Origin of the sequence: Bradyrhizobium sp. DN3, from assembly GCF_041357655.1 — a bacterium.
Lineage (GTDB): Bacteria > Pseudomonadota > Alphaproteobacteria > Rhizobiales > Xanthobacteraceae > Bradyrhizobium.
In genome coordinates this window covers 226,877-246,964 of record NZ_JAULLN010000007.1, presented here as the reverse complement: position 1 = coordinate 246,964, position 20,088 = coordinate 226,877, and the positions used below count along the sequence as shown (strand labels likewise).

At 61.5% G+C, this 20,088-nt stretch carries 20 protein-coding genes and 2 pseudogenes; 9 read left to right on the top strand and 13 right to left on the bottom strand.

Features of this window, described 5'->3' with window-relative positions; all coding sequences use genetic code 11:
- Positions 1-3: 3 nt before the first annotated feature.
- The 9 genes from fliE to motA all read right to left on the bottom strand — a co-directional run bounded on the left by fliE (position 4) and on the right by motA (position 5,965).
- Complete coding sequence (gene fliE, locus AAE027_RS13305) at positions 4-333, bottom strand: flagellar hook-basal body complex protein FliE (protein WP_370988438.1); 330 nt, start codon at positions 331-333, stop codon at positions 4-6.
- A 2-nt stretch (positions 334-335) separates the two neighbouring features.
- Entirely contained in the window at positions 336-752 is a 417-nt protein-coding gene (flgC, locus tag AAE027_RS13300; protein ID WP_060735083.1) for a flagellar basal body rod protein FlgC, read from the bottom strand.
- An 11-nt stretch (positions 753-763) separates the two neighbouring features.
- Positions 764-1,165, bottom strand: a complete 402-nt coding sequence (gene flgB, locus AAE027_RS13295; RefSeq protein WP_370988437.1) for a flagellar basal body rod protein FlgB — start codon at positions 1,163-1,165, stop codon at positions 764-766.
- Between the two features lie 62 nt (positions 1,166-1,227).
- Positions 1,228-2,313 carry a flagellar biosynthesis protein FlhB gene (flhB, locus tag AAE027_RS13290; protein ID WP_370988436.1) on the bottom strand — a complete coding sequence of 362 codons (1,086 nt, stop codon included), beginning with the start codon at positions 2,311-2,313 and terminating at the stop codon, positions 1,228-1,230.
- Between the two features lie 13 nt (positions 2,314-2,326).
- On the bottom strand, positions 2,327-3,367 hold the full coding sequence (locus AAE027_RS13285) for a flagellar motor switch protein FliG (protein ID WP_091879912.1): 1,041 nt from the start codon (positions 3,365-3,367) through the stop codon (positions 2,327-2,329).
- Between the two features lie 2 nt (positions 3,368-3,369).
- Entirely contained in the window at positions 3,370-3,759 is a 390-nt protein-coding gene (gene fliN / locus AAE027_RS13280; RefSeq protein ID WP_091879914.1) for a flagellar motor switch protein FliN, read from the bottom strand.
- 76 nt (positions 3,760-3,835) lie between these two features.
- On the bottom strand, positions 3,836-4,150 hold the full coding sequence (locus tag AAE027_RS13275; RefSeq protein ID WP_370988435.1) for a hypothetical protein: 315 nt from the start codon (positions 4,148-4,150) through the stop codon (positions 3,836-3,838).
- On the bottom strand, positions 4,131-5,072 hold the full coding sequence (locus AAE027_RS13270; RefSeq protein ID WP_091879920.1) for a flagellar motor switch protein FliM: 942 nt from the start codon (positions 5,070-5,072) through the stop codon (positions 4,131-4,133). The genes AAE027_RS13275 and AAE027_RS13270 overlap by 20 nt, the downstream gene beginning before the upstream one ends.
- Positions 5,069-5,965: a flagellar motor stator protein MotA gene (gene motA / locus AAE027_RS13265; RefSeq protein ID WP_370988434.1), complete on the bottom strand. Its 897-nt coding sequence runs from the start codon at positions 5,963-5,965 to the stop codon at positions 5,069-5,071. The genes AAE027_RS13270 and motA overlap by 4 nt, the downstream gene beginning before the upstream one ends.
- A gap of 142 nt (positions 5,966-6,107) precedes the next feature.
- On the opposite strand from motA, the gene AAE027_RS13260 reads away from it, so the two are divergent.
- The 6 genes from AAE027_RS13260 (at position 6,108) to AAE027_RS13235 (ending at position 14,150) form a co-directional block, all read left to right on the top strand.
- A complete protein-coding gene (locus AAE027_RS13260; protein ID WP_370988433.1) occupies positions 6,108-6,896 on the top strand; it encodes a DUF1217 domain-containing protein in 789 nt (262 codons plus the stop codon).
- A gap of 3 nt (positions 6,897-6,899) precedes the next feature.
- Complete coding sequence (gene flgF / locus AAE027_RS13255; RefSeq protein ID WP_091879923.1) at positions 6,900-7,628, top strand: flagellar basal-body rod protein FlgF; 729 nt, start codon at positions 6,900-6,902, stop codon at positions 7,626-7,628.
- A 36-nt stretch (positions 7,629-7,664) separates the two neighbouring features.
- Positions 7,665-8,990, top strand: a complete 1,326-nt coding sequence (gene fliI / locus AAE027_RS13250) for a flagellar protein export ATPase FliI (protein ID WP_128943773.1) — start codon at positions 7,665-7,667, stop codon at positions 8,988-8,990.
- Positions 8,991-9,820: 830 nt separating this feature from the next.
- Complete coding sequence (locus tag AAE027_RS13245; RefSeq protein WP_091879929.1) at positions 9,821-10,456, top strand: MarR family winged helix-turn-helix transcriptional regulator; 636 nt, start codon at positions 9,821-9,823, stop codon at positions 10,454-10,456.
- Between the two features lie 1,581 nt (positions 10,457-12,037).
- Positions 12,038-13,285 carry a tyrosine-type recombinase/integrase gene (locus tag AAE027_RS13240; RefSeq protein ID WP_370988432.1) on the top strand — a complete coding sequence of 416 codons (1,248 nt, stop codon included), beginning with the start codon at positions 12,038-12,040 and terminating at the stop codon, positions 13,283-13,285.
- 463 nt (positions 13,286-13,748) lie between these two features.
- Positions 13,749-14,150 carry a hypothetical protein gene (locus tag AAE027_RS13235; RefSeq protein ID WP_370988431.1) on the top strand — a complete coding sequence of 134 codons (402 nt, stop codon included), beginning with the start codon at positions 13,749-13,751 and terminating at the stop codon, positions 14,148-14,150.
- A 708-nt stretch (positions 14,151-14,858) separates the two neighbouring features.
- On the opposite strand, the gene AAE027_RS13230 is transcribed toward AAE027_RS13235, so the two are convergent.
- Positions 14,859-15,902 carry a transporter gene (locus tag AAE027_RS13230; RefSeq protein WP_370988430.1) on the bottom strand — a complete coding sequence of 348 codons (1,044 nt, stop codon included), beginning with the start codon at positions 15,900-15,902 and terminating at the stop codon, positions 14,859-14,861.
- A 121-nt stretch (positions 15,903-16,023) separates the two neighbouring features.
- Between AAE027_RS13230 and AAE027_RS13225 the strand changes: the two are divergent.
- Positions 16,024-16,179 (top strand): annotated as a pseudogene (locus AAE027_RS13225) (SOS response-associated peptidase); the annotation flags it as partial.
- A 13-nt stretch (positions 16,180-16,192) separates the two neighbouring features.
- Here the strand turns inward: AAE027_RS13225 and AAE027_RS13220 are convergent.
- Positions 16,193-17,605 carry a chromosomal replication initiator DnaA gene (locus AAE027_RS13220; RefSeq protein WP_370988428.1) on the bottom strand — a complete coding sequence of 471 codons (1,413 nt, stop codon included), beginning with the start codon at positions 17,603-17,605 and terminating at the stop codon, positions 16,193-16,195.
- Positions 17,548-17,991, bottom strand: coding sequence for a hypothetical protein (locus AAE027_RS13215; protein WP_370988429.1), 444 nt, complete (start codon positions 17,989-17,991; stop codon positions 17,548-17,550). The genes AAE027_RS13220 and AAE027_RS13215 overlap by 58 nt, the downstream gene beginning before the upstream one ends.
- A gap of 121 nt (positions 17,992-18,112) precedes the next feature.
- Here AAE027_RS13215 and AAE027_RS13210 point away from each other — a divergent pair.
- A pseudogene (locus tag AAE027_RS13210) lies at positions 18,113-18,268 on the top strand (SOS response-associated peptidase); the annotation flags it as partial.
- A 13-nt stretch (positions 18,269-18,281) separates the two neighbouring features.
- Here the strand turns inward: AAE027_RS13210 and AAE027_RS13205 are convergent.
- Positions 18,282-19,694 (bottom strand): chromosomal replication initiator DnaA, encoded by a 1,413-nt coding sequence (locus AAE027_RS13205; RefSeq protein ID WP_370988428.1) that lies wholly within the window; start codon positions 19,692-19,694, stop codon positions 18,282-18,284.
- A gap of 104 nt (positions 19,695-19,798) precedes the next feature.
- On the opposite strand from AAE027_RS13205, the gene AAE027_RS13200 reads away from it, so the two are divergent.
- A complete protein-coding gene (locus AAE027_RS13200; RefSeq protein ID WP_370988427.1) occupies positions 19,799-20,074 on the top strand; it encodes a hypothetical protein in 276 nt (91 codons plus the stop codon).
- The last annotated feature ends 14 nt before the right edge of the window (positions 20,075-20,088 follow it).

The window sequence follows — 20,088 nt, the reverse complement described above, 5'->3', positions numbered from 1 at the left end:
AGATCAAATCGACATCCGAACGACTTCTTGGTAGGCCTGCACGACCTTGTCGCGAACCGCGACCGCCGTCTGCAAGGCCTGCTCGGCCGACATCAGCGCCTCCACGACGCGCCGCGTCGATTCCTTGCCCTGCATCGCCGAGATCGACGCCGCTTCGCCCGCCTTCAGCGTTCCGATCGCGTCCGTCGTCACCTGCTTCATCACCGATTCGAAGCCGACATCGTCACCGGCCTGGATCGCGGTCGTCGCCGCCGGCGAGATGGCCTGCGTCTCGGTCGCGCGGCTCGCCGCCTGACCGGCGGAGATCGCCGTGGATGAAATTGCTTCAAGCATTATCAGCTCCTCAAGAGGTCGATGGTCATGCCCAGCATCGACCTCACCTGCTTCACGACCTGGAGATTGGCTTCATAGGACCGGTTGACCTCTCGCATGTCGGCCATCTCGATCATCATGTTGACGTTCGGCAGCTTGACGTAGCCGGCCTTGTCGGCGGCGGGATGCCCCGGGTCGTACTCGACGCGGTACGGCGTGGTGTCGACCCCGATCTCCTTGACTTTCGCAAGCTGCGCACCCGAGGCACGATCCATGGCGGCATCGAAGGTGATGGTCTTGCGCTGATACGGATCAGCCCCGGCGGTGCGCCCGGTCGACGTCGCGTTGGCGAGGTTCTCCGAGACGATGCGCATGCGCGTCGATTGCGCTTCGAGCCCGGAGCTTGCGACGGTCAATGACGACTGCAGAGAGTCCAGCATATCAATTCACCTCAGGCCTTCGCACTCGACAGGACCATACGGTGAAACGACCGCACGATCGCCGCGTTCATCGAATAGTCGCGATTGACGTCGTTGCCCTTGATCATTTCCTGCTCGAGACTGACCGAATTGCCGGAGTGAACCACTTCCCAGCTGTCCTTCTTGGCGATCTTGCGCGTGTCGGTCTCGGCGGCGGACAACTGCATGTGCGAGGGCGACGTCGTTGCGAGCCTGACCGGCATGCCGTCGAGCACCTTGTTGAAGGGCTCGACGTCGCGCGCCTTGAAGCCCGGCGTGTTGGCATTGGCGACGTTGGTGGCGATGGTCGACTGGCGGAGCTCAAGGTAGCGCGCCTGCGACGATGCGAGTTCGAAGAGATAAAGCGGTCCCACGACAGCCCCGTTCTGGTCCATTCGGGAGAACCCTAGGGCGTTAAGCTTTCGTCAAGCTGTTGCGCGAAGCACCATCCTCGGATCTACTGGACCTTCTCGGGCCGTGCCGCCTGCTTGGACTGGAGGAAGTAGATGATCTCGGCGACGGGGCGGAAGAATTCCGCGGGAATCACCTGGTCGACCTGCACCGCCTCGTAGAGCGCGCGCGCCAGCGCCTTGTTTTCGATCACGGGAATCCGGTTCTGCTCGGCGACTTCGCGGATCTTCAGCGCGATCACGTCCATGCCCTTGGCGACCACCAGCGGCGCCGCATTCTCCTCGCGTTTGTAGCGCAGCGCGATCGCGAAATGCGTCGGGTTCGCGATCACCAGCGTCGCGCGCGCGGCGGAGGCGATCATGCGCTGGCGCGAGCGGTCGCGCGCCAGCGAGCGCAGGCGCGCCTTGATCAGCGGATCGCCCTCGGCCTGCTTGTGCTCATCCTTGATCTCCTGCCTGGTCATGCGCAGCTCGCGCCGCCAGTGGAAGCGCGACCAGGCGAGATCGATCGCGACCAGGACGATGGTCGCGATGCAGATCGCCGAGACGATCCGCATCGCGATGTTGAGGATCATCTCCGGCAGCGCCACCGGATCGGTGTACATCGCCTCGAACGCCTTCGCCTCGGACGAGCGCAGCACGAAGGCGACGACGGCGGTCACCGAGGCGAGCTTGAACAACGACTTGGCGAATTCGACGAGTCCTTGCGTGCCGAACAGACGGCTCCAGCCGCTGACCGGGGAGATGCGCGACACGTCCGGCTTGATGCGCTCCAGCACCAGGCGCGGCGCATTTTGCAGCAGCGAGGCGGCGAGGCCGAATACCATCATGATGACGACCAGCGGTACCAGGAATCGCAGCGAATGAAGTCCCACCACGGTGAGCAGGTTCTGCGCGTCCGCCGCGGTGCTGAGGGGGAAGCCCTCGGGATCGTCGAGAAAGCTCTTCAGCGTCGGCGTCAATTGCTGCACGCCCTGGCCGATCAGAAAGGCCTGGATCACCATCAGGGCAGCCATCGAGGCGAAGATGGACGCCTCCCGAGAGACCGGGATTTTGCCCTGTTCGAGCGCATCACGGACTTTCTTCTCGGTCGGCTCTTCTGTCTTGCTCTCCTGATCGGATGTTTCTGCCATGCCCGTTCAGCGGTCAGCGGAAGACCAGCTCATCCTCCTGCTCGGGGTTGAGCTCGATTTCACCCTTCTCCGCGAGCTCGAGCGCGAGATCGGTGATCACGCGCCGCGCCTCCAGCACATCGCGCTGGTTCGACGGCTCGCCGATGGCGAGCTCGTGCTCGACAACGCGGCGGACGCGCGAGGCGACCGAGGACAGGATCAGCTCGCGGAAGCTCTTGTCGGTGCCCTTGAGCGCGACGACGATGCGATCGGTCGGCACCTGGTCGAAGATCATGGTGCGCGCCTTCGGCGTCAGGTTGATGACGTCGTCGAACGTGAACAGCAGCTCCTTCAGCACTTCGGCCGACTTCGGCCGCTTCTCCGACAGGCTCTTCAGCATGTCCTCGATATGGCCGCGCTCCATCTTGTTGATGATGTCGGCGACGCGGGCGTAGGTGTCGGCGCCGAGATTGCGAGCGAAGTTGAGCGTCAAGTCCTCGTGCAGCGTCTTCTCGATGATGCGCATGGCGTCGTCGACGATCGGCTTGAGGCTCAGCACGCGCCGCATCAGCTCGTTGCGCAGGCTGGACGGCAGCTGGCTCATGACCTTGGCGGCGCAGGCCGGCTTGACCTTGGACAGGATGAGCGCCGCGGTCTGCGGGTGCTCCTTGGAGAGATAGCTCGCGAGCGAGTTCTCCGACACCGAGGAGACGCGATCCCAGACCGACCGGCTCGAATTGCCGAGCAGGTCCGACATGATCTGCGAGACCTGGTCGGCCGGCAGCACGTCGCCGAGCACGGCCTCGAGACCGCCGAGCGTGCCGAGGATGTTGGCGCCCATCGAAAATTGCTGGGCGAACTCCTCGACGATTCCCTCGAGCTCCTGCGCCGTGATCGGCCGCAGCTCCGCCGCGGCCTTGGTGACGATGCGGATCTCCTGCGGCTCGAACTGCTGGAGCACGCTCGCGGCCGCCTGCCGGCCCATGGCCAGCAGGAGCGCAGCGACCTTTTCCGTTCCGCCCAGTGTGGCGACGCCTCGCTGCTTGACGGGAGCGATGCCGACCTGTGCCGCCATGGTCAGGTATCACCCTGCCCCAGCGGACCGACGATTTCCGTCAGCGAGACGCCGAAGCGGGAATTGTCTTCTTCGACCACGACCACCTCGCCGCGGGCGACGATGCGGCCGTTGACGACGACATCGACGGGTTCGCCGACGCGATGATCGAGCGGCACCACGGCGCCGCGCCCGAGCTTCATCAGGTTCGCCACCGGAATGGTCGCCGATCCCAGCACCACCTGCATGGTGACGGGAATGCGCAGTATGGCATCGACATTGGCGAACTTGCCGGTCTCCTCCGCCGTGCGCGCGGCAATCTCCGCCAGCCGCTCCAGTGGAGATGCGTCGGTGTGCCCCTCGTCGGATGCCGATGCGCGAGTGGCAGACTCATAATCGAAGGATTGCGCCATTTGGTATCGCCTCTTGGTATTTCCGCTCCCGGAGCACCGCCGCGCTCCGACCGTATCGTTTTCGCCGGCTTCGGCTTCAATGCTTGTTCACGTCGGCGCCGCCTGTGGTCGCGACGGGCACGAGCCCGGTCCTCGCATCCAGCGCCGCGATCGCCTCGTGGGCCTGATCGATCTTCGTGCTCAGCACGTTGGCGAGCCGTCCGAGATTTGCGGTGGAATCGTGCGCCGCATTGATCACCGTGTCGAAGGCGCCCGCCGTCTCGTGGACGATGGTCGAGAATTCACCCTGGTAGCTGCGCAGCCGCGCCAGTTCACGGTGCATCCGGGTCACCCGCATGCTGGTGAAGGCGAGCGCAATCAGCAGCACGGCATCAACGAGATAGGATATCATCGACGAACTCCCGTTTCTGATCGACGGGATCTGCCACCTGCATGGCGTAATAGCCATCAAGCTGGCCGATCTGACACCAGAACAGCACCTGGTTGTTGCTTTCGAGCCGGGCGAGCGTGCGCGGCGTGGCTTCGAGCTCGAGCACCTGCCCGACCTGGAACTTCACGACGTCGCCGAGCGATATCATCTTCTCGTCGAGCACCGCGCTCAGCGTCACCTCGGTGCGGTGAACCTCGCTCTCCATCTGCTCGCGCCAGCGCGGATCGGCCGCGCGGCCGTCGCTGACGACGACATGCGCGAGCTTCTGCCTGAGCGGGTTGAGCGCGGAGTGCGGAATGATGAGGAACATCTGGCCGCCGCGATAGAGCGCCTGCAACATGATGTTCGCGCAGATCGACATGTTGCCGCTGCGTCCGATCGCCAGCGAGGCCATGGCGGTCTCGACCCGTTCCACGCGGAAGGTGACGTTGGAAGTTCCGGCAAAGGCGGATTGCAGCGCCTTGGCGAACCGCTCGAACAGCGCCTGGACAAGGCGGATTTCGATGTTCGAGAACGCGCGCTCGACGTCGAGCGGCGGTTCGGCGCCGTCGGAGCCGAACATCGCCTCGACCATCGTGAACACGAAATCGCGGTCGAGCATGATGATGACACGGGAGTCCCACTGCTCGGCATAGAGCACCGCCGCGACCGCGTTGGCCTCGTAATCCTTGATGATGTCGCCGACGCGGTCGTTGGTGATGCCGTTGACCGAAAAATAGCACGGCGTTCCGGCCATCGGCTGCAGGCTGTCGGTGCACGATGCCGCCATGCGATCGAAGATCACATTGAGCATCGGCATGCGTTCGATCGATATGCCGGCGGCGTCCAGCAGGTAGTTCGGCAGCTGCTTGCGCTGATCGACGTCGACGTCTTCCATCATCATGCGCGGGCAGCCTTCGGTTCAGCCTCGGTCACGACGACCTTGGGACCTGCAATCGTTTCGTTCTCGACGACGTCGATCGACGGCCGCTCGGTGCTGGCGATCATCTTGCGGCCGTGTTCGACGGCGATCTGCGGCATGGCGCCGTTCATGAACGCCAGCAGCGTCTGCTTGACGATGATATAGGGCCGGCACTTCTTCTCGCGCGTCATCTTGATCTTCAGCGCGAAGGGCGAAATGATGCCGTAGGACAGGAAGATGCCGGCGAAGGTGCCGACGAGGGCCGCGCCGATGAAGCCGCCCAGCAACTTCGGCGACTGGTCGAGGGCCCCCATGGCCTTGATGACGCCGAGCACCGCGGCGACGATGCCGAGCGCCGGCAGCGCCTCGGACACCACCACCAGCGCATGGTATGGCGTCAGCTTGCTCTTCACGATGGTGTGGATCTCCTCGTCCATCAACGCCTCGATCTCGTGCGTGCGCGCATTCCCCATGATGATCAGGCGGACATAGTCGCAGATGAACTGGAGCAGCGCGGGGTCGGAGAGCACGCTCGGAAACGCCTTGAATATCTCCGAGGAGGATGGCTCGTCGATATGCGCCTCGACCTCGTTGCGGCCCTTGCCTCGCAGCTCGCGCATCAGGGCATGGAGCGCGCCGAGCAGATCGAGATAATAGCGCTCACTGGGCACAGCGCCGGTGATGGCCTGCATGCAGGCAACCCCGGTGTCCACGACCGTCTTCCACGGATTGGCCACGATGAAGGTGCCGACGGCGGTGCCCATGATGATCACGAACTCCCACGGCTGCATGAGCACGGCCAGGTGCCCGCCCATGGCGGCAAATCCGCCGAGCAGTGCCGCCACCGTGATGAAAATCCCCACGAAACTGCCCAACGCGCCGCTCCATCGCCGATCCCAGCGGGAATATCTAGTCGGCGACGCTTGCGCGAAGCTGGCTTCGGGACCGCCAGCCCCGCGCAAGCAATTCGCGGCAGCTTGAGACGATGTTGCAAGAGCGGCCAGAGGGACGCGTGTCATGCTATCCACCATCGCGGATTACACCAGACTGACCAAGGACATGGGCAAGTCGCTGACACAGGTCGCGAAACAGCCGGACGTCAGCCGCGAGACCGATTATTTCCTCAGCCATATCGGCAACGTGAAGACCATCGACGATTTCCTGAAGGACTACCGGCTCTACTCCTATGCGATGAAGGCCTATGGCCTCAGCGACATGACCTATGCCAAGGCGTTCATGCGCAAGGTGCTGACCGAAGGTGTCGCCAACAAGAACACCTTCGCCAACAAGCTCACCGACGTCCGCTATCGTGAATTCGCCACGGCGTTCAACTTCGCCGCCCTCGGCAGCAACGCGACCCAGACCACCCAGGCCACGACCGGGACGGCGACCCAATATGTCAGGCAGACGATGGAGCAGAAAGCCGGCGACCAGAACGAGGGCCTGCGGCTGGCGCTCTATTTCACCCGCAAGGCCTCCACCGTCACCACCGCCTACCAGATCCTCGCCGACAAGGCGCTGACGCAGGTGGTTCAGACCGCGCTCGGCCTGCCGTCGACGATCAGCTCGGCCGACATCGACGCCCAGGCCAAGATGATCACGGACAAGATCAAGCTCACCGATTTCCAGGACCCGGCCAAGGTCACCAAATTCGTGCAGCGCTTTGCCGCGATGTGGGATGCGGCCCAGGCCCAGAGCGACAACTCGACCAATCCCGTGCTGGTCCTGATCGGCGGCGCGTCGTCGATGGCCAGCATGGATACCGACATGCTCTCGAAACTTCAGTCCATCCGCTTCGGAAAGTAAGTCATGCAATCGGCTCTCTATGTGGGATTGTCGGCGCAGGTCGCCCTCGAAAAGCGCCTCCAGACGATCGCCAACAACGTCGCCAACGTCAACACCGCGGCGTTCCGCACCGACGTGGTGAAGTTCGAGACCGTGCTGTCCAAGGCGGGCGCGAACCCGGTCGCCTTCTCCTCGCCCGGCGACAACATCATCTCCCGCGAGATGGGCAACATCACCGAGAGCGGCAACCCGCTCGACGTCGCCGTGGTCGGACAGGGCTGGATCGCCTTCGCCGGTCCGAACGGCACGGTCTATACCCGTGACGGACGTCTCCAGATCGCCCCCAACGGCGACCTTCAGACCGTGTCCGGTTTTCCCGTGATCGATTCCGGCGGCGCGCAGATCACGCTCGACCCCAACGGAGGACCGATCTCGATCGCGCGCAGCGGCGCCATCACCCAGGACAACAACGAGATCGGCACCATCGGCCTGTTCAACATTCCCGCTGACGCCAATCTCGAGCGCTATGGCAATTCCGGCGTCACGCCCGATCGTCCCGCGACCGCGATCGCCGATTTCTCCCGCGACGGCTTCAAGCAAGGCTATGTCGAAGGCTCCGGCGCCAATCCGATGATGGAATTGACGAAGCTGATCGCGGCCTCGCGCGCCTTCGACGGCACCAATTCGATGATCGAGGGCACCGAGAGCTCGCTCCAGAATGCAATCCGGACGCTGGGCGAACCCGGCAAATAGGCTGCGCCTCGCGCGCAATGAGGTTGGACGGTTTCCTTGAACGCTCTTCGGCAACTCGAGTGGGCGCTGCTGGAGCTTCAGCAGAGCACGCCCCTGGCAAGCGTCAGCGGCGCGATCTCCGAGATCGCGCCGACGCATTTCCGCGTCTCCGGCCTGTCGCGCTTCGTCAGGCTCGGCGAGCTCATCGGCGTCAATTCGGCCGGCAGGCCCCAGATCGGCGAGGTGGTGCGGATCGACAGCGAGGGCATCATCGCCAAGCCGTTCGATCGCCAATTCGCCGGCGGGCTGGGCTCGGTCGCATACCGGATGCCGCCATTGTCCTTTGCGCCCGATCCGAGCTGGAAGGGCCGCGTCATCAATGCGCTCGGCGCGCCGCTGGACGGCCAGGGACCCCTCACACCGGGATCGCGCGCGGTCTCGGCGGAAGCCGAGGCACCTTCGGCCATGAAGCGCGCACGCGTGCACAAGCCGCTGCGCACCGGCGTGCGCGTCATCGACCTGTTCTCGCCGATCTGCGCCGGCCAGCGCGTCGGCATCTTTGCCGGCTCCGGCGTCGGCAAATCGACGCTGCTGGCGATGCTCGCCCGCAGCCAGGGTTTTGACACGGTCGTGCTGGCGCTGGTCGGCGAGCGCGGCCGCGAGGTGCGCGAGTTCATCGAGGACGTGCTGGGCACCGACCGTCACCGCGCCGTCACAATCGTGTCGACGGGAGACGAGAGCCCGATGATGCGGCGGCTGGCGCCGAAGACGGCGATGGCGGTCGCCGAATATTTCCGCGACCGCGGCGAATCGGTGCTGCTGATGGTCGATTCGATCACCCGTTTCGCGCACGCCGCCCGCGAGGTCGCGCTCGCCGCCGGCGAGCCGGCGGTCGCGCGCGGCTACGCGCCGACGGTCTTCACCGATCTGCCGCGGCTCCTGGAGCGCGCCGGCCCCGGCGAGGAGGGATCCGGCACGATCACCGGGATTTTCTCCGTGCTGGTCGACGGCGACGATCACAACGAGCCGATCGCCGACACCATCCGCAGCACGCTCGATGGGCATATCGTGCTCTCCAGGCACATCGCCGACCAGGCGCGCTATCCGGCCGTGGACGTTCTCGCCTCGGTCTCCCGCCTCGCCCATAACGTCTGGGACCCCGAAGAGCGCGAATTGGTGAGCAAGCTGCGCGCCATGATCGCCAAATACGAGGACACGCGCGACCTTCGCCTGATGGGCGGATATCAATCGGGGCGTGATTCGGGTCTTGACCAGGCGGTCGACATGGTTCCGAGAATCTACAGCGCGATGCGGCAGGACGCGTCGGCCCCACCGAGCGCCGATCCATTCCGCGAACTCCGGGACATGCTCAGGGGCGAGTAGCAGGTTGCGCGGTGAGATGGCGCGCGACGCCGTCGTGCCCTGCCCGTTGTTTTCGACAGATGATTGCGCATGCGGCCACGCTTCCAGCGCATGCGCACGCGCAGCCATGACCGGCTTCCGTCGCGGGAATATCAAGTCGATCGGACGAGAGGAATCGAGCGGAAGCGACGAACGGGCGACCGCAACAACCGCCGCGTGCACTTCCTGCGAGTTCTCCCGGGCGATTCCCTGACGGATCGTACAAGTTGTGGATGACATTCCGAGACACATCGTCGTCATGCACAAGCTTCGATCAACCTGCATCAACGACAGACAGCAACGTGGCGTGGATAAACCCTCGTATAGTTGCGTGCATGCTGCTCATCGGGCAGCGCGTCCCGTTCACCATCATGTGTCCCGACGAGCGAGATTGTGTTGAACGTTACATTCAGCTGCAACGACATCCAGTCTGCGAGAGCGTCTGTACTTGATTTTGTTGAGAAGCTCATTCATCGTTTCGATGGATAGAAGAAACTCTGCTTTGCGACTTGAACTTTAGGGGCTTCGGTTGAACCACTCCGATCCATCGTCTGCTGGCGACGGCAACTCGGGCTCCCGTGCGACGACGACGCTGTTGGCAGTCCATCAGCGACGCAGCCTCTCGCTCCGGACTGCGCAACGCCCAGTGCTCCAGGTTGGAGGCGTTGCAGTCCGTGCGTTCGAGCGAGAGCTGGACACGACGTGCTCGTCGGACGCCTCCGGCCGGCTGACGTCTCACGCAGCATTCGCAAGCCAGGGCGCGAGGCGGCTTCGGAACGCCGCACACGAAGTTCCGGGGACGAGGTAGATTCATGCCATTGGCGCGAGAAGCCGTCGAGCTGCTGGTTCAGGCGGCGAGGGCTTGGTATTTCGAAGGCAATCAGCATGGATTGCGCGATCGCGAATGGATGGCGCTGCGCTTTCTCGGCCGCGCCAACAGGTTCTCGCGCACGCCGTCCGCGCTTGCCGGCTTCATCGGCGCCACCAGGGCCACGGCATCGCAAATCGTGAAGACGCTCGAGGGCAAGTCCTTCCTGGTGCGAAAGCCGTCGCACGAGGACAAGCGTTCGGTCGTGCTTCACGTCACCGCGCAAGGCGAGAAATGCCTGAGCCAGCACGACCCGATCAATCACGTGCTGAATGCAGTCACCTCGCTCGGCACCGACGAGTGCATCAGACTGCGTGACTCGCTGCGGGAGATCCTCAATCATCTCGATGCAGCCCATCAGCGCCTCGACGCCAGCATCTGCCGGGACTGCATGTTTCTTGCCGAACGCGGCCCGGGCACCGGCAAGGGACGCGCGACCGCCGAGTTCATGTGCCGGCTGTATCGCGCCCCTGTTTCGCTCGAGGAGACCGAGCTGCTCTGCACCAGCTTCGAGCGCACCCGCGACCGCCCGAAGATCGAGGCACATCTCGACCGCGCGCGGGTGGCGAGCCAGGGGTGAGGCGCAGCGCGATGGGCCGCCCCGCGAGAGCGTAATGCGCGCGTATACTCTCTCCACATCGTCATTGTGAGTGCAGCGAAGCAATCCAGAGTCTTTCCGAGGCGGGATTCTGGATTGCTTTGTCGCAAGGGCTCCTCGCAATGACGGAGCAAGGGGCACTGCCGTCGTCCTCCAATTCGCTGTCATTCCCCGCGAAAGCGGGGAATCCAGTACGCCGCGGCCTTTCGGTCAATCACTTCCGCCTCGGAATACTGGATCGCCCGGTCGAGCCGGGCGATGACAGCGAGTGTGTGGTTAGCGCTCGCCTCAACCTCGTCATTGCGAGCCAACGGGTCCGCGCGAAGCGCGGCCCGATGACAGGCTCCGCGAAGCAATCCAGAGTCTTTCCGCGGCAAGATTCTGGATTGCTTCGTCGCAAGGGCTCCTCGCAATGACGGAGTAAGGGGCGCCGCCATCGTCCTCCAAATGACGCTGTCATTCCCCGCCACCGGGTCTCGCCTTCGGCGAGCCCGATGACAGGCTCCGGCGGGGAATCCAGTAGGCCGCGGCCTCTCGGTTCAATCACTGCCGTCTCGGAGTACTGGATCGCCCGGTCGAGCCGGGCGATGACAGCGCGTGTGTGGTTAGCGCTCGCCTCAACCTCGTCATTGCGAGCGTAGCGAAGCAATCCGGAGTCTTTCCGCGGAAAGACTCTGGATTGCTTCGTCGCAAGGGCTCCTCGCAATGACGGAGTATGGAGCATCGCCGTCGTCCTCCAAATGACGCTGTCATTCCCCGCGAAGGCGGGGAATCCAGTACGCCGCGGCCTCTCGGCTGAATCACGACCGTCTCGGAATACTGGATCGCCCGGTCGAGCCGGGCGATGACAGACCGTGCGGTAGCAGACACACATTCCCGTTCTCGCGGCGCGTTTCGCCCGAGCTTTGCTTCGTCGCTCCACCCTCCAGATCCAAGAGGGCGCAGGGAAGGCCGGGTGCCGGCTGGCACCCGCGGTCCGCTGCGCGAAACGCACACGCAGAGAAGACCGCACAGCAGCATACAGGTGAAGCCCAACACACGGCCTTCCCTGCGCAGTGGTTTGACGGCTTATGCCGTGCTCTCCCGGGAGCCGAATTCCTTCTGGCCTCCCTCACCCCGGCGAAAGTCGCCGACACCGCGCCGGTTGACGCCAATGCCGCATCCGCCAGGGCTTGACCGTAGCAACGACGGCCAGGACCACACGTCTATATTTTGTCATTCGGTGAGACCCGCTAAGACTACAAAACCCCTTTGAAACAAGCACTTTTCGTCTAGCCTGTTGCGGGGCGCTTCGGCGGGTTTCGCCAAATCTAGGGCCCGGCCCTAAGCCTTTCAGCGTCCGCACGACAAACTGAAAGACCCAAAGCCGAGCCCTTTGGTCCCAAGCCTTAGGAGCCGAAACCGAAAATGGATACTACCATCACCGCCGACCCCGCTGGCAAGCGCGCCTGCACCGGCAGCGTCATTCTGACCAATCGCCTTTGCGAAAGGCGGGTGCCCAAACGGATCAAGTTCTACGATCGCAAATGCCCCGGCCTCTATGTCAGCATCACCACGGCGGGCATGGCGACCTTCTCGATTAAGTTCACCGATCCGGCGACCGGTAAGCAGCGAACCGGCTGGCTCGGCGTGTATAATCCCGAGACGTTCACCGTCGATGACGCCCGGAACAAGGTCTATGGCCTCAAGGGCATGGGCCGCGACGGCATGGCCGAGACCTTCCGCGACCGCAGAGAGCGGCAGGCAAAGCGGGGCAAGACCGTCAACGAGATCATCGAGGAGCGGATCGACTGGATGCGGACGCCAGTCCGGAAGGCGGACGGCGAGATGCGGCCCCGGCTGGAAAGTTGGGAGAACACCGCGAGCCATCTGCGACGCTTCATCGGCGCGAAGTTGGGCCGGAAGATCGCGGCCCACGTCACCCGAGGCGACATTCAGGCTTTGTCGGACGACATCGTGGCGGGTCGGCACGGCGGCAAGCCGTCGGTCAGCAATGCGCGTCACATGCGCAAAGCGGCATCGGGCATGTTCCGGTGGGCATTGCGGCGCGAGTACATCACCGCCAACCCTTGCAGTGATCTGGAGCCGCTCGACCCGGAGCATCCGCGCACCCGCGTGCTGTCCGTGGACGAGATCAGGATTTTCTGGCACGGCCTCGACCGCGACGACCTGATGACGTCATGGGACCGCAGGACCCGGCTCGCGCTCAAGTTCGAGTTGGCCACCATGCTGCGCTCGGCCGAACTGCTCGGCGCGCACCGCGACGAACTGATCGACCTTGACGGCGAGCAGCCGCGCCTCGACGTGCCACTGAAGCGGGTCAAGAAGCGGCGAATGATCCAACAGCCGCTGGCGAGCCTCGCGGTGGAGATCATCCGGGAGGCATTGAAGGACAACAACAAGGATTTCGTATTCGCCAGCCCGCTCGACAACAAGCCGTTGCATCGCAAGGCGATGGCCGATGCGCTGCGCGGCGACAAGCGCAAGGGCAAGATGAGGACGCCCGGCATCTGCCAGTTGCTCGGGTTGAAGCCGTTCACGCCACACGATCTGCGGCGGACAGCAGCGAGTTGGGCGCGTCGGATCGGTCAGCCGATGGCGAAGATTGCGCTTTGCTTGGATCATCGCGTGACGACGGAGGACGGCATCAAGCTCCCACCCGTCACCGGCAAGCACTACGTCCACGCCGAGGATCGCGAGGTGAAAGAGAAGCGGGAAGTCCTAGGGGCGTGGGCCGCCGAGTTGCAGCGGATCATCGCCGAGCCTGTGCCAGTGCAGCAAGCGGAGACTGGACTGCGGCTCGTCGCCTGACCGCCCGCTCTGATCGCCTGATCGTCGGCCCGATCCCGCCTCGCCGGGGTCGGGCTTTTTTCGTGGGCCGATCGCTGTAGCTGTGGAAATCCGAGTGGCAGGCGTGTGCTGCACGCAATCCGTGCGGATATGTTGGCGGTGCCGTCGCGCGTCGTGTCGCGACTGTCGCATCTGACGACGCATGACATTGCCGAGACGTATCAGTGGAAGGTGGTCGAGTGAAGGTGCGCACCTGCTGTTGCCGGAGGGGCTGTAAGAGATGATCTTAGAAGGTGACGATTACCTAGACCAACTCTTCGTCTGGCACGTCGATGACCTCTTGAACTGCTGCTACCTACAACCGCTGCATCCGTTCACTCGCTTACGGATGGCTCATTCCCTCCGTATACTTACTCTCGACGGTAGTGGTAACAGGTTGGCCTTCCATGTTCAGAAGCGTCGTCGCAGTCGGAGCATCGTTCTAGTGGCCGAGGCTGGCGTTCGCGAGGAAGAGGCTCAAAGCATTCCGCCCGAAATTATCCGGTTCTTCCCACCTATAACGGAGCGATCACATCCTCCGGGCATGACATATCGGCCATACAAGTTACAACAATACTTGGATCATGAAGAGGTTATGATCCTTGCACAGCGTCCCATAAAGCCACGGGCAGTGATCACCTTCTTGGCAAATAAAATGGGCGGAAGCCACTTGGATGCGGATCGATCAACCGAGATCGAATACTTGCTCAACAAGTGGGTCACAATCGATGGAGAAGGAGCGATCTACCGGTTCTTCGAGGGGTGCGCTTATGACATCTGCCGTTCGCTGATGCCTCTCCGAAACGAGGTGGCCGTTGCGCTCGGTCAGAAGGAGATAGCCCTCTAAAGAGGATATGTTGCACGGCGTACAGAAATGAGATGCGATGCTGCGCAATGATCATCGCTCTCGAAGCGCGATGTTAATGCGCAAGTCGCGCGAAAATTGCGATGCACTGAAACGGTGCAAAACGCGAGGCTCAGCGTGGCGTTGCCCTCAACGGCTCACCAACAGTTGACGATCGCGCGACATCAGCGGGGACGACATCCATCAAACAACCCGTCCTCAGGTATAGAAAAAGACCAGAGGCAGAAAGACGTATGTCCACCAGGCTAAGCCGGCCAATCCGGCCAGGACGAGCATATCCTCGTCGGTCATGGGGATCTCCGCGAGCAGTTTCGATTACCCACCAACGGGCGAGCGGCGGTGCGCGTTTCAATCGCGCATCAAATATCCTTCAAAGGGGAACATTTTTATGCTAGCCGCCGAGATCACAGCCGCGGACGCCGCTTAGTCGGCCGTCCGGTGGTCATTATCAGCATCCGCCACGACGCGCTGCGCTCCCTGATCCCGCCGCCGCGCCTCAATTGCCCGGCATCCAGCGATCCTCATCTCGATGCACCCACGGATACGGCGCGATCTCGCGGGTCTCGGTGGGTCATGTGCGCAGGCGGCTCAATGTGCAAACGAGGGAGCATCACCGCTAGGCAACCGCGCGGTCTTGCCATCTAGTCAAACGCTTGGTCGGCAGCAGTTCACGCTTCGATCCAATGTGGATCAAGGTCCGAAAACAGCGGACACTCCAACCAGAGCCCGCCACGCGGGCGTCGCTTGAACGCCGTTGTAGTTGTTTACGATTGGAATGCCGACCATCGCGTAACTTGACCAGTTATCGACCGTGAGCCGAAGGCCCGGCGAGACGAATATCGTGTTGCCGCCCGAATTCGGATCGATGACGCCGGCTATACGCTGCTTGTCATGCCACTCGCCGTTGATCTCAAGTAAGGCGTCGAGCGCCACGTGGCTGTGCGGAGCGGCGACCACCGGAGCCTTCGTGACCATTGGCGGATGGTCATGATCGGCATGCGCATAGGCATTTCGCAGATCGTGCGAGTGCGGCTCACTCGCAGTCTCGCCGAAGACGCGGTAGGAAAGCGCGGCGTTGTAAAGAAAGCGGTTTCCGAGATTGGTGTTTTGCGTTCCGGTGCCGGCAGCAATCGCCAGCACATTGGCATGGAAACTCAAGGCGGGATTTAAGCGCTGGCTTAAAGCCGCACCGAAAAGCCCGTCCCAAGAGCCCGATCCCGGCTGAAATTCGGCCTCGAATAGTTCGCCAAACCTATCAACTAGGTCGGTTGTGCCCGTCGGCGCTTTGACGCCAAACAACACTGCCGCCTGCGTTCCGCTGACCTGATTATTCAGAAAGCGGTATTGGCCGAGTACGGTGACATCGCCGAAGCCCGATGTATTGCCACGGTCACGCACCATGGCGGGAGCAGCCGGATCTTCTTGCACGGCTTCGAGGATGCCGGTGCGGCGCACCCATGGCAGGCGCACTGACACTGTGAGATCGTTGGTAAAGCCATAGGCAAACGCAACAGCGTAGCTTTCGACTGTTTGCAAACCATGGACATTGTTGCCGACGTTCGCGAGCAGCGTCGGTTCGCTCAGTTGCTTGAGCCGAAGATAATCGACGAAAGCGGAAAAAGCGAACTGCCCATCGTCGAGGGTGCCAGCGCCTATCGTCAAGATACCGCCGGAACCACCGATACCGCCGATGCCGGGATGATGCGCCGAGGCGGCACTCACGCCGATGGTCATCGATGCGACTACCGCAGCTAACCGGACTAGGTTTGTCATTTTTCCGCCCCGCATTTTGCGCCGCTACGCGCTACAGATGCTTCATGGCAAGGCGCTCGTCAAATCGCTGAGCCCGGGGTACAGGGCAATCCCGGTGATCCTGACCCCCGATGAGGAACGGGACGTCTGGATGCGCGCGCCATGGGATGAAGCGAAGGCGTTGCAACGACCATTGCGCGACGATGCGCTCGGGATCGTCATGCGAGGTCGGGACAAGGAAGATAAGGCGGCGGCATAGGCCGCGCTCTGCATCACTTTCTCTTGCTTGCCGAAGCCTTCCGAGTGGCGTCGATTACGATGATTTCTGAGGCCCGCTCGCCATTGTTAAGACGTCTATCTCGAATGCGCCTGACCTCATTCAGCTTATTGCCTAGATCACCGTAGTCGATGATGACAAACACGCCGAACTCCGTTTGTGACGCGGTTTTGTAGAATTCCAATTGCTTCTCATAGCCATGCACGACCGTGCCGCCTGATCGTTTCATCTCGACCAATACGCGGGCCTGATAGCCGCTTGAGAACTTAAAATCGATCGGCCCGCCGCCCATGTTTGCCTCGGGCGAGATATCCAAATCGTTCGCCTTACAGAATGCATCAGCGATCGCGTAGTAGATGAGTTGGGAGGCGCGCTCCTTCTTGGGCTTGCCGCCGACCCAAAGCTCCTCCCAAAGATTACCGGCCTCTACATGCCTCTTGAACTGGTCGATCGTATCTTTGGCGACGCGCATGATCTCGCCGGGGCCGAGCTTTAGGTCATAACGAGTTGTCTGCTTGAGGTCCGGAAACCCGTTCGCGACTATTGCCTTGAGCCTATAGTAGCCGAGCGCATCTAGGTTAGGATCATAGCTACCGACATTTTCCTTCACAGCCGCCAAGAAGAAGTCAAAGTCCGCCTGCGAGCCCAAGGCGGCACCGCGAAGCGCATGCTTCCGATCTGCCACGGTGGGCCGGGCAATGCCACCTAGAAGCCGGTTTACGCGCTCACGTATTCGCGCATTTTCCATCGCAGCGCGCTCGATATCCGACCAATCATTGGCAATGGGCAGTTCGCGGACAATATCCTCCGGAATGAGGACGATCGGTGCGGAGCGACCTTGGGGATCAACGTACTTCGGCAGCTTGTGGCTTGCACAGATTTCCGACGAAAACAGAGGCACGCCATTAGCCTGGCAGAAAGCCTCCGTGATCGCCGCCAAGTCTTCGATGATGACCGTCGTTGTCATGTCGCTGATGGTGTCGGGACCCACATCCTCTTCAAAAAAACCCATTAGCGAGATCATCTCTGGATCGCTCGCGCCCAGCGTGATGATCTCCTTGCTGGTGCGAAGGATGGCTTCTCGAATGTCCTCAGGCCGGGAGTTGCCCGATCGGCCGCTGCCGCCGTATCCCAGCCCATTCTCAGGCGGCTCACTCAAGTCAAGTTGGCGCCGGGCTGCTTTCCAAGCTGGGTCATCCTCTGCCTTCGAGATGTTGAGCATGCGCACCAGTATCTCGAAGTGCCTGCGAAACCGGCCAATGGCCGATGTATTGATCGTCTTGTTGCCGGACTTCTCCAGCAGCACCGGGTCTATGAACAGCGGCATATCAACGTCTAGGAAAGGGTCGATCAGCCCAGCACCCACCAAGGCTTGTGCCGGTATGCCGAAATAGGTTGAAAACAGCATAGGGTTCTGGACGCGAGCCATGGACGAATGTAACTCGCGTCCAGATTGAACACTAATGCTCTTACAAGATTATTGTGGATTTTCCACGAAAACCGGGGGCCAGCATGCGATTTACTCCTCACCAGCAAAGGCTGATATCCGAAGCCAGGGAAATCGAACGCAACAGCGTAGCTTTCGACTGTTTGCAAACCATGGACATTGTTGCCGACGTTCGCGAGCAGCGTCGGTTCGCTCAGTTGCTTGAGCCGAAGATAATCGACGAAAGCGGAAAAAGCGAACTGCCCATCGTCGAGGGTGCCAGCGCCTATCGTCAAGATACCGCCGGAACCACCGATACCGCCGATGCCGGGATGATGCGCCGAGGCGGCACTCACGCCGATGGTCATCGATGCGACTACCGCAGCTAACCGGACTAGGTTTGTCATTTTTCCGCCCCGCATTTTGCGCCGCTACGCGCTACAGATGCTTCATGGCAAGGCGCTCGTCAAATCGCTGAGCCCGGGGTACAGGGCAATCCCGGTGATCCTGACCCCCGATGAGGAACGGGACGTCTGGATGCGCGCGCCATGGGATGAAGCGAAGGCGTTGCAACGACCATTGCGCGACGATGCGCTCGGGATCGTCATGCGAGGTCGGGACAAGGAAGATAAGGCGGCGGCATAGGCCGCGCTCTGCATCACTTTCTCTTGCTTGCCGAAGCCTTCCGAGTGGCGTCGATTACGATGATTTCTGAGGCCCGCTCGCCATTGTTAAGACGTCTATCTCGAATGCGCCTGACCTCATTCAGCTTATTGCCTAGATCACCGTAGTCGATGATGACAAACACGCCGAACTCCGTTTGTGACGCGGTTTTGTAGAATTCCAATTGCTTCTCATAGCCATGCACGACCGTGCCGCCTGATCGTTTCATCTCGACCAATACGCGGGCCTGATAGCCGCTTGAGAACTTAAAATCGATCGGCCCGCCGCCCATGTTTGCCTCGGGCGAGATATCCAAATCGTTCGCCTTACAGAATGCATCAGCGATCGCGTAGTAGATGAGTTGGGAGGCGCGCTCCTTCTTGGGCTTGCCGCCGACCCAAAGCTCCTCCCAAAGATTACCGGCCTCTACATGCCTCTTGAACTGGTCGATCGTATCTTTGGCGACGCGCATGATCTCGCCGGGGCCGAGCTTTAGGTCATAACGAGTTGTCTGCTTGAGGTCCGGAAACCCGTTCGCGACTATTGCCTTGAGCCTATAGTAGCCGAGCGCATCTAGGTTAGGATCATAGCTACCGACATTTTCCTTCACAGCCGCCAAGAAGAAGTCAAAGTCCGCCTGCGAGCCCAAGGCGGCACCGCGAAGCGCATGCTTCCGATCTGCCACGGTGGGCCGGGCAATGCCACCTAGAAGCCGGTTTACGCGCTCACGTATTCGCGCATTTTCCATCGCAGCGCGCTCGATATCCGACCAATCATTGGCAATGGGCAGTTCGCGGACAATATCCTCCGGAATGAGGACGATCGGTGCGGAGCGACCTTGGGGATCAACGTACTTCGGCAGCTTGTGGCTTGCACAGATTTCCGACGAAAACAGAGGCACGCCATTAGCCTGGCAGAAAGCCTCCGTGATCGCCGCCAAGTCTTCGATGATGACCGTCGTTGTCATGTCGCTGATGGTGTCGGGACCCACATCCTCTTCAAAAAAACCCATTAGCGAGATCATCTCTGGATCGCTCGCGCCCAGCGTGATGATCTCCTTGCTGGTGCGAAGGATGGCTTCTCGAATGTCCTCAGGCCGGGAGTTGCCCGATCGGCCGCTGCCGCCGTATCCCAGCCCATTCTCAGGCGGCTCACTCAAGTCAAGTTGGCGCCGGGCTGCTTTCCAAGCTGGGTCATCCTCTGCCTTCGAGATGTTGAGCATGCGCACCAGTATCTCGAAGTGCCTGCGAAACCGGCCAATGGCCGATGTATTGATCGTCTTGTTGCCGGACTTCTCCAGCAGCACCGGGTCTATGAACAGCGGCATATCAACGTCTAGGAAAGGGTCGATCAGCCCAGCACCCACCAAGGCTTGTGCCGGTATGCCGAAATAGGTTGAAAACAGCATAGGGTTCTGGACGCGAGCCATGGACGAATGTAACTCGCGTCCAGATTGAACACTAATGCTCTTACAAGATTATTGTGGATTTTCCACGAAAACCGGGGGCCAGCATGCGATTTACTCCTCACCAGCAAAGGCTGATATCCGAAGCCAGGGAAATCGCCGCAATCACGAAGACTAACTTTGCCGATTTCGACGAAGAGATCGATCGAGACTACCTTGGTGTTCATATCAAGCTGGCGATACGCAATATGGTCATCGCCCACATCGTGACGCGCTACACCCTCATGGATGAAATCCTATCCGACGTGATCGCAAAGTACTTTTTTCAGGGTGCCCAAACAGCAATTCCACTTTGGAAAGCTATGGCGGACCAAGAAGTTTAGAGTTTTTGTCCACC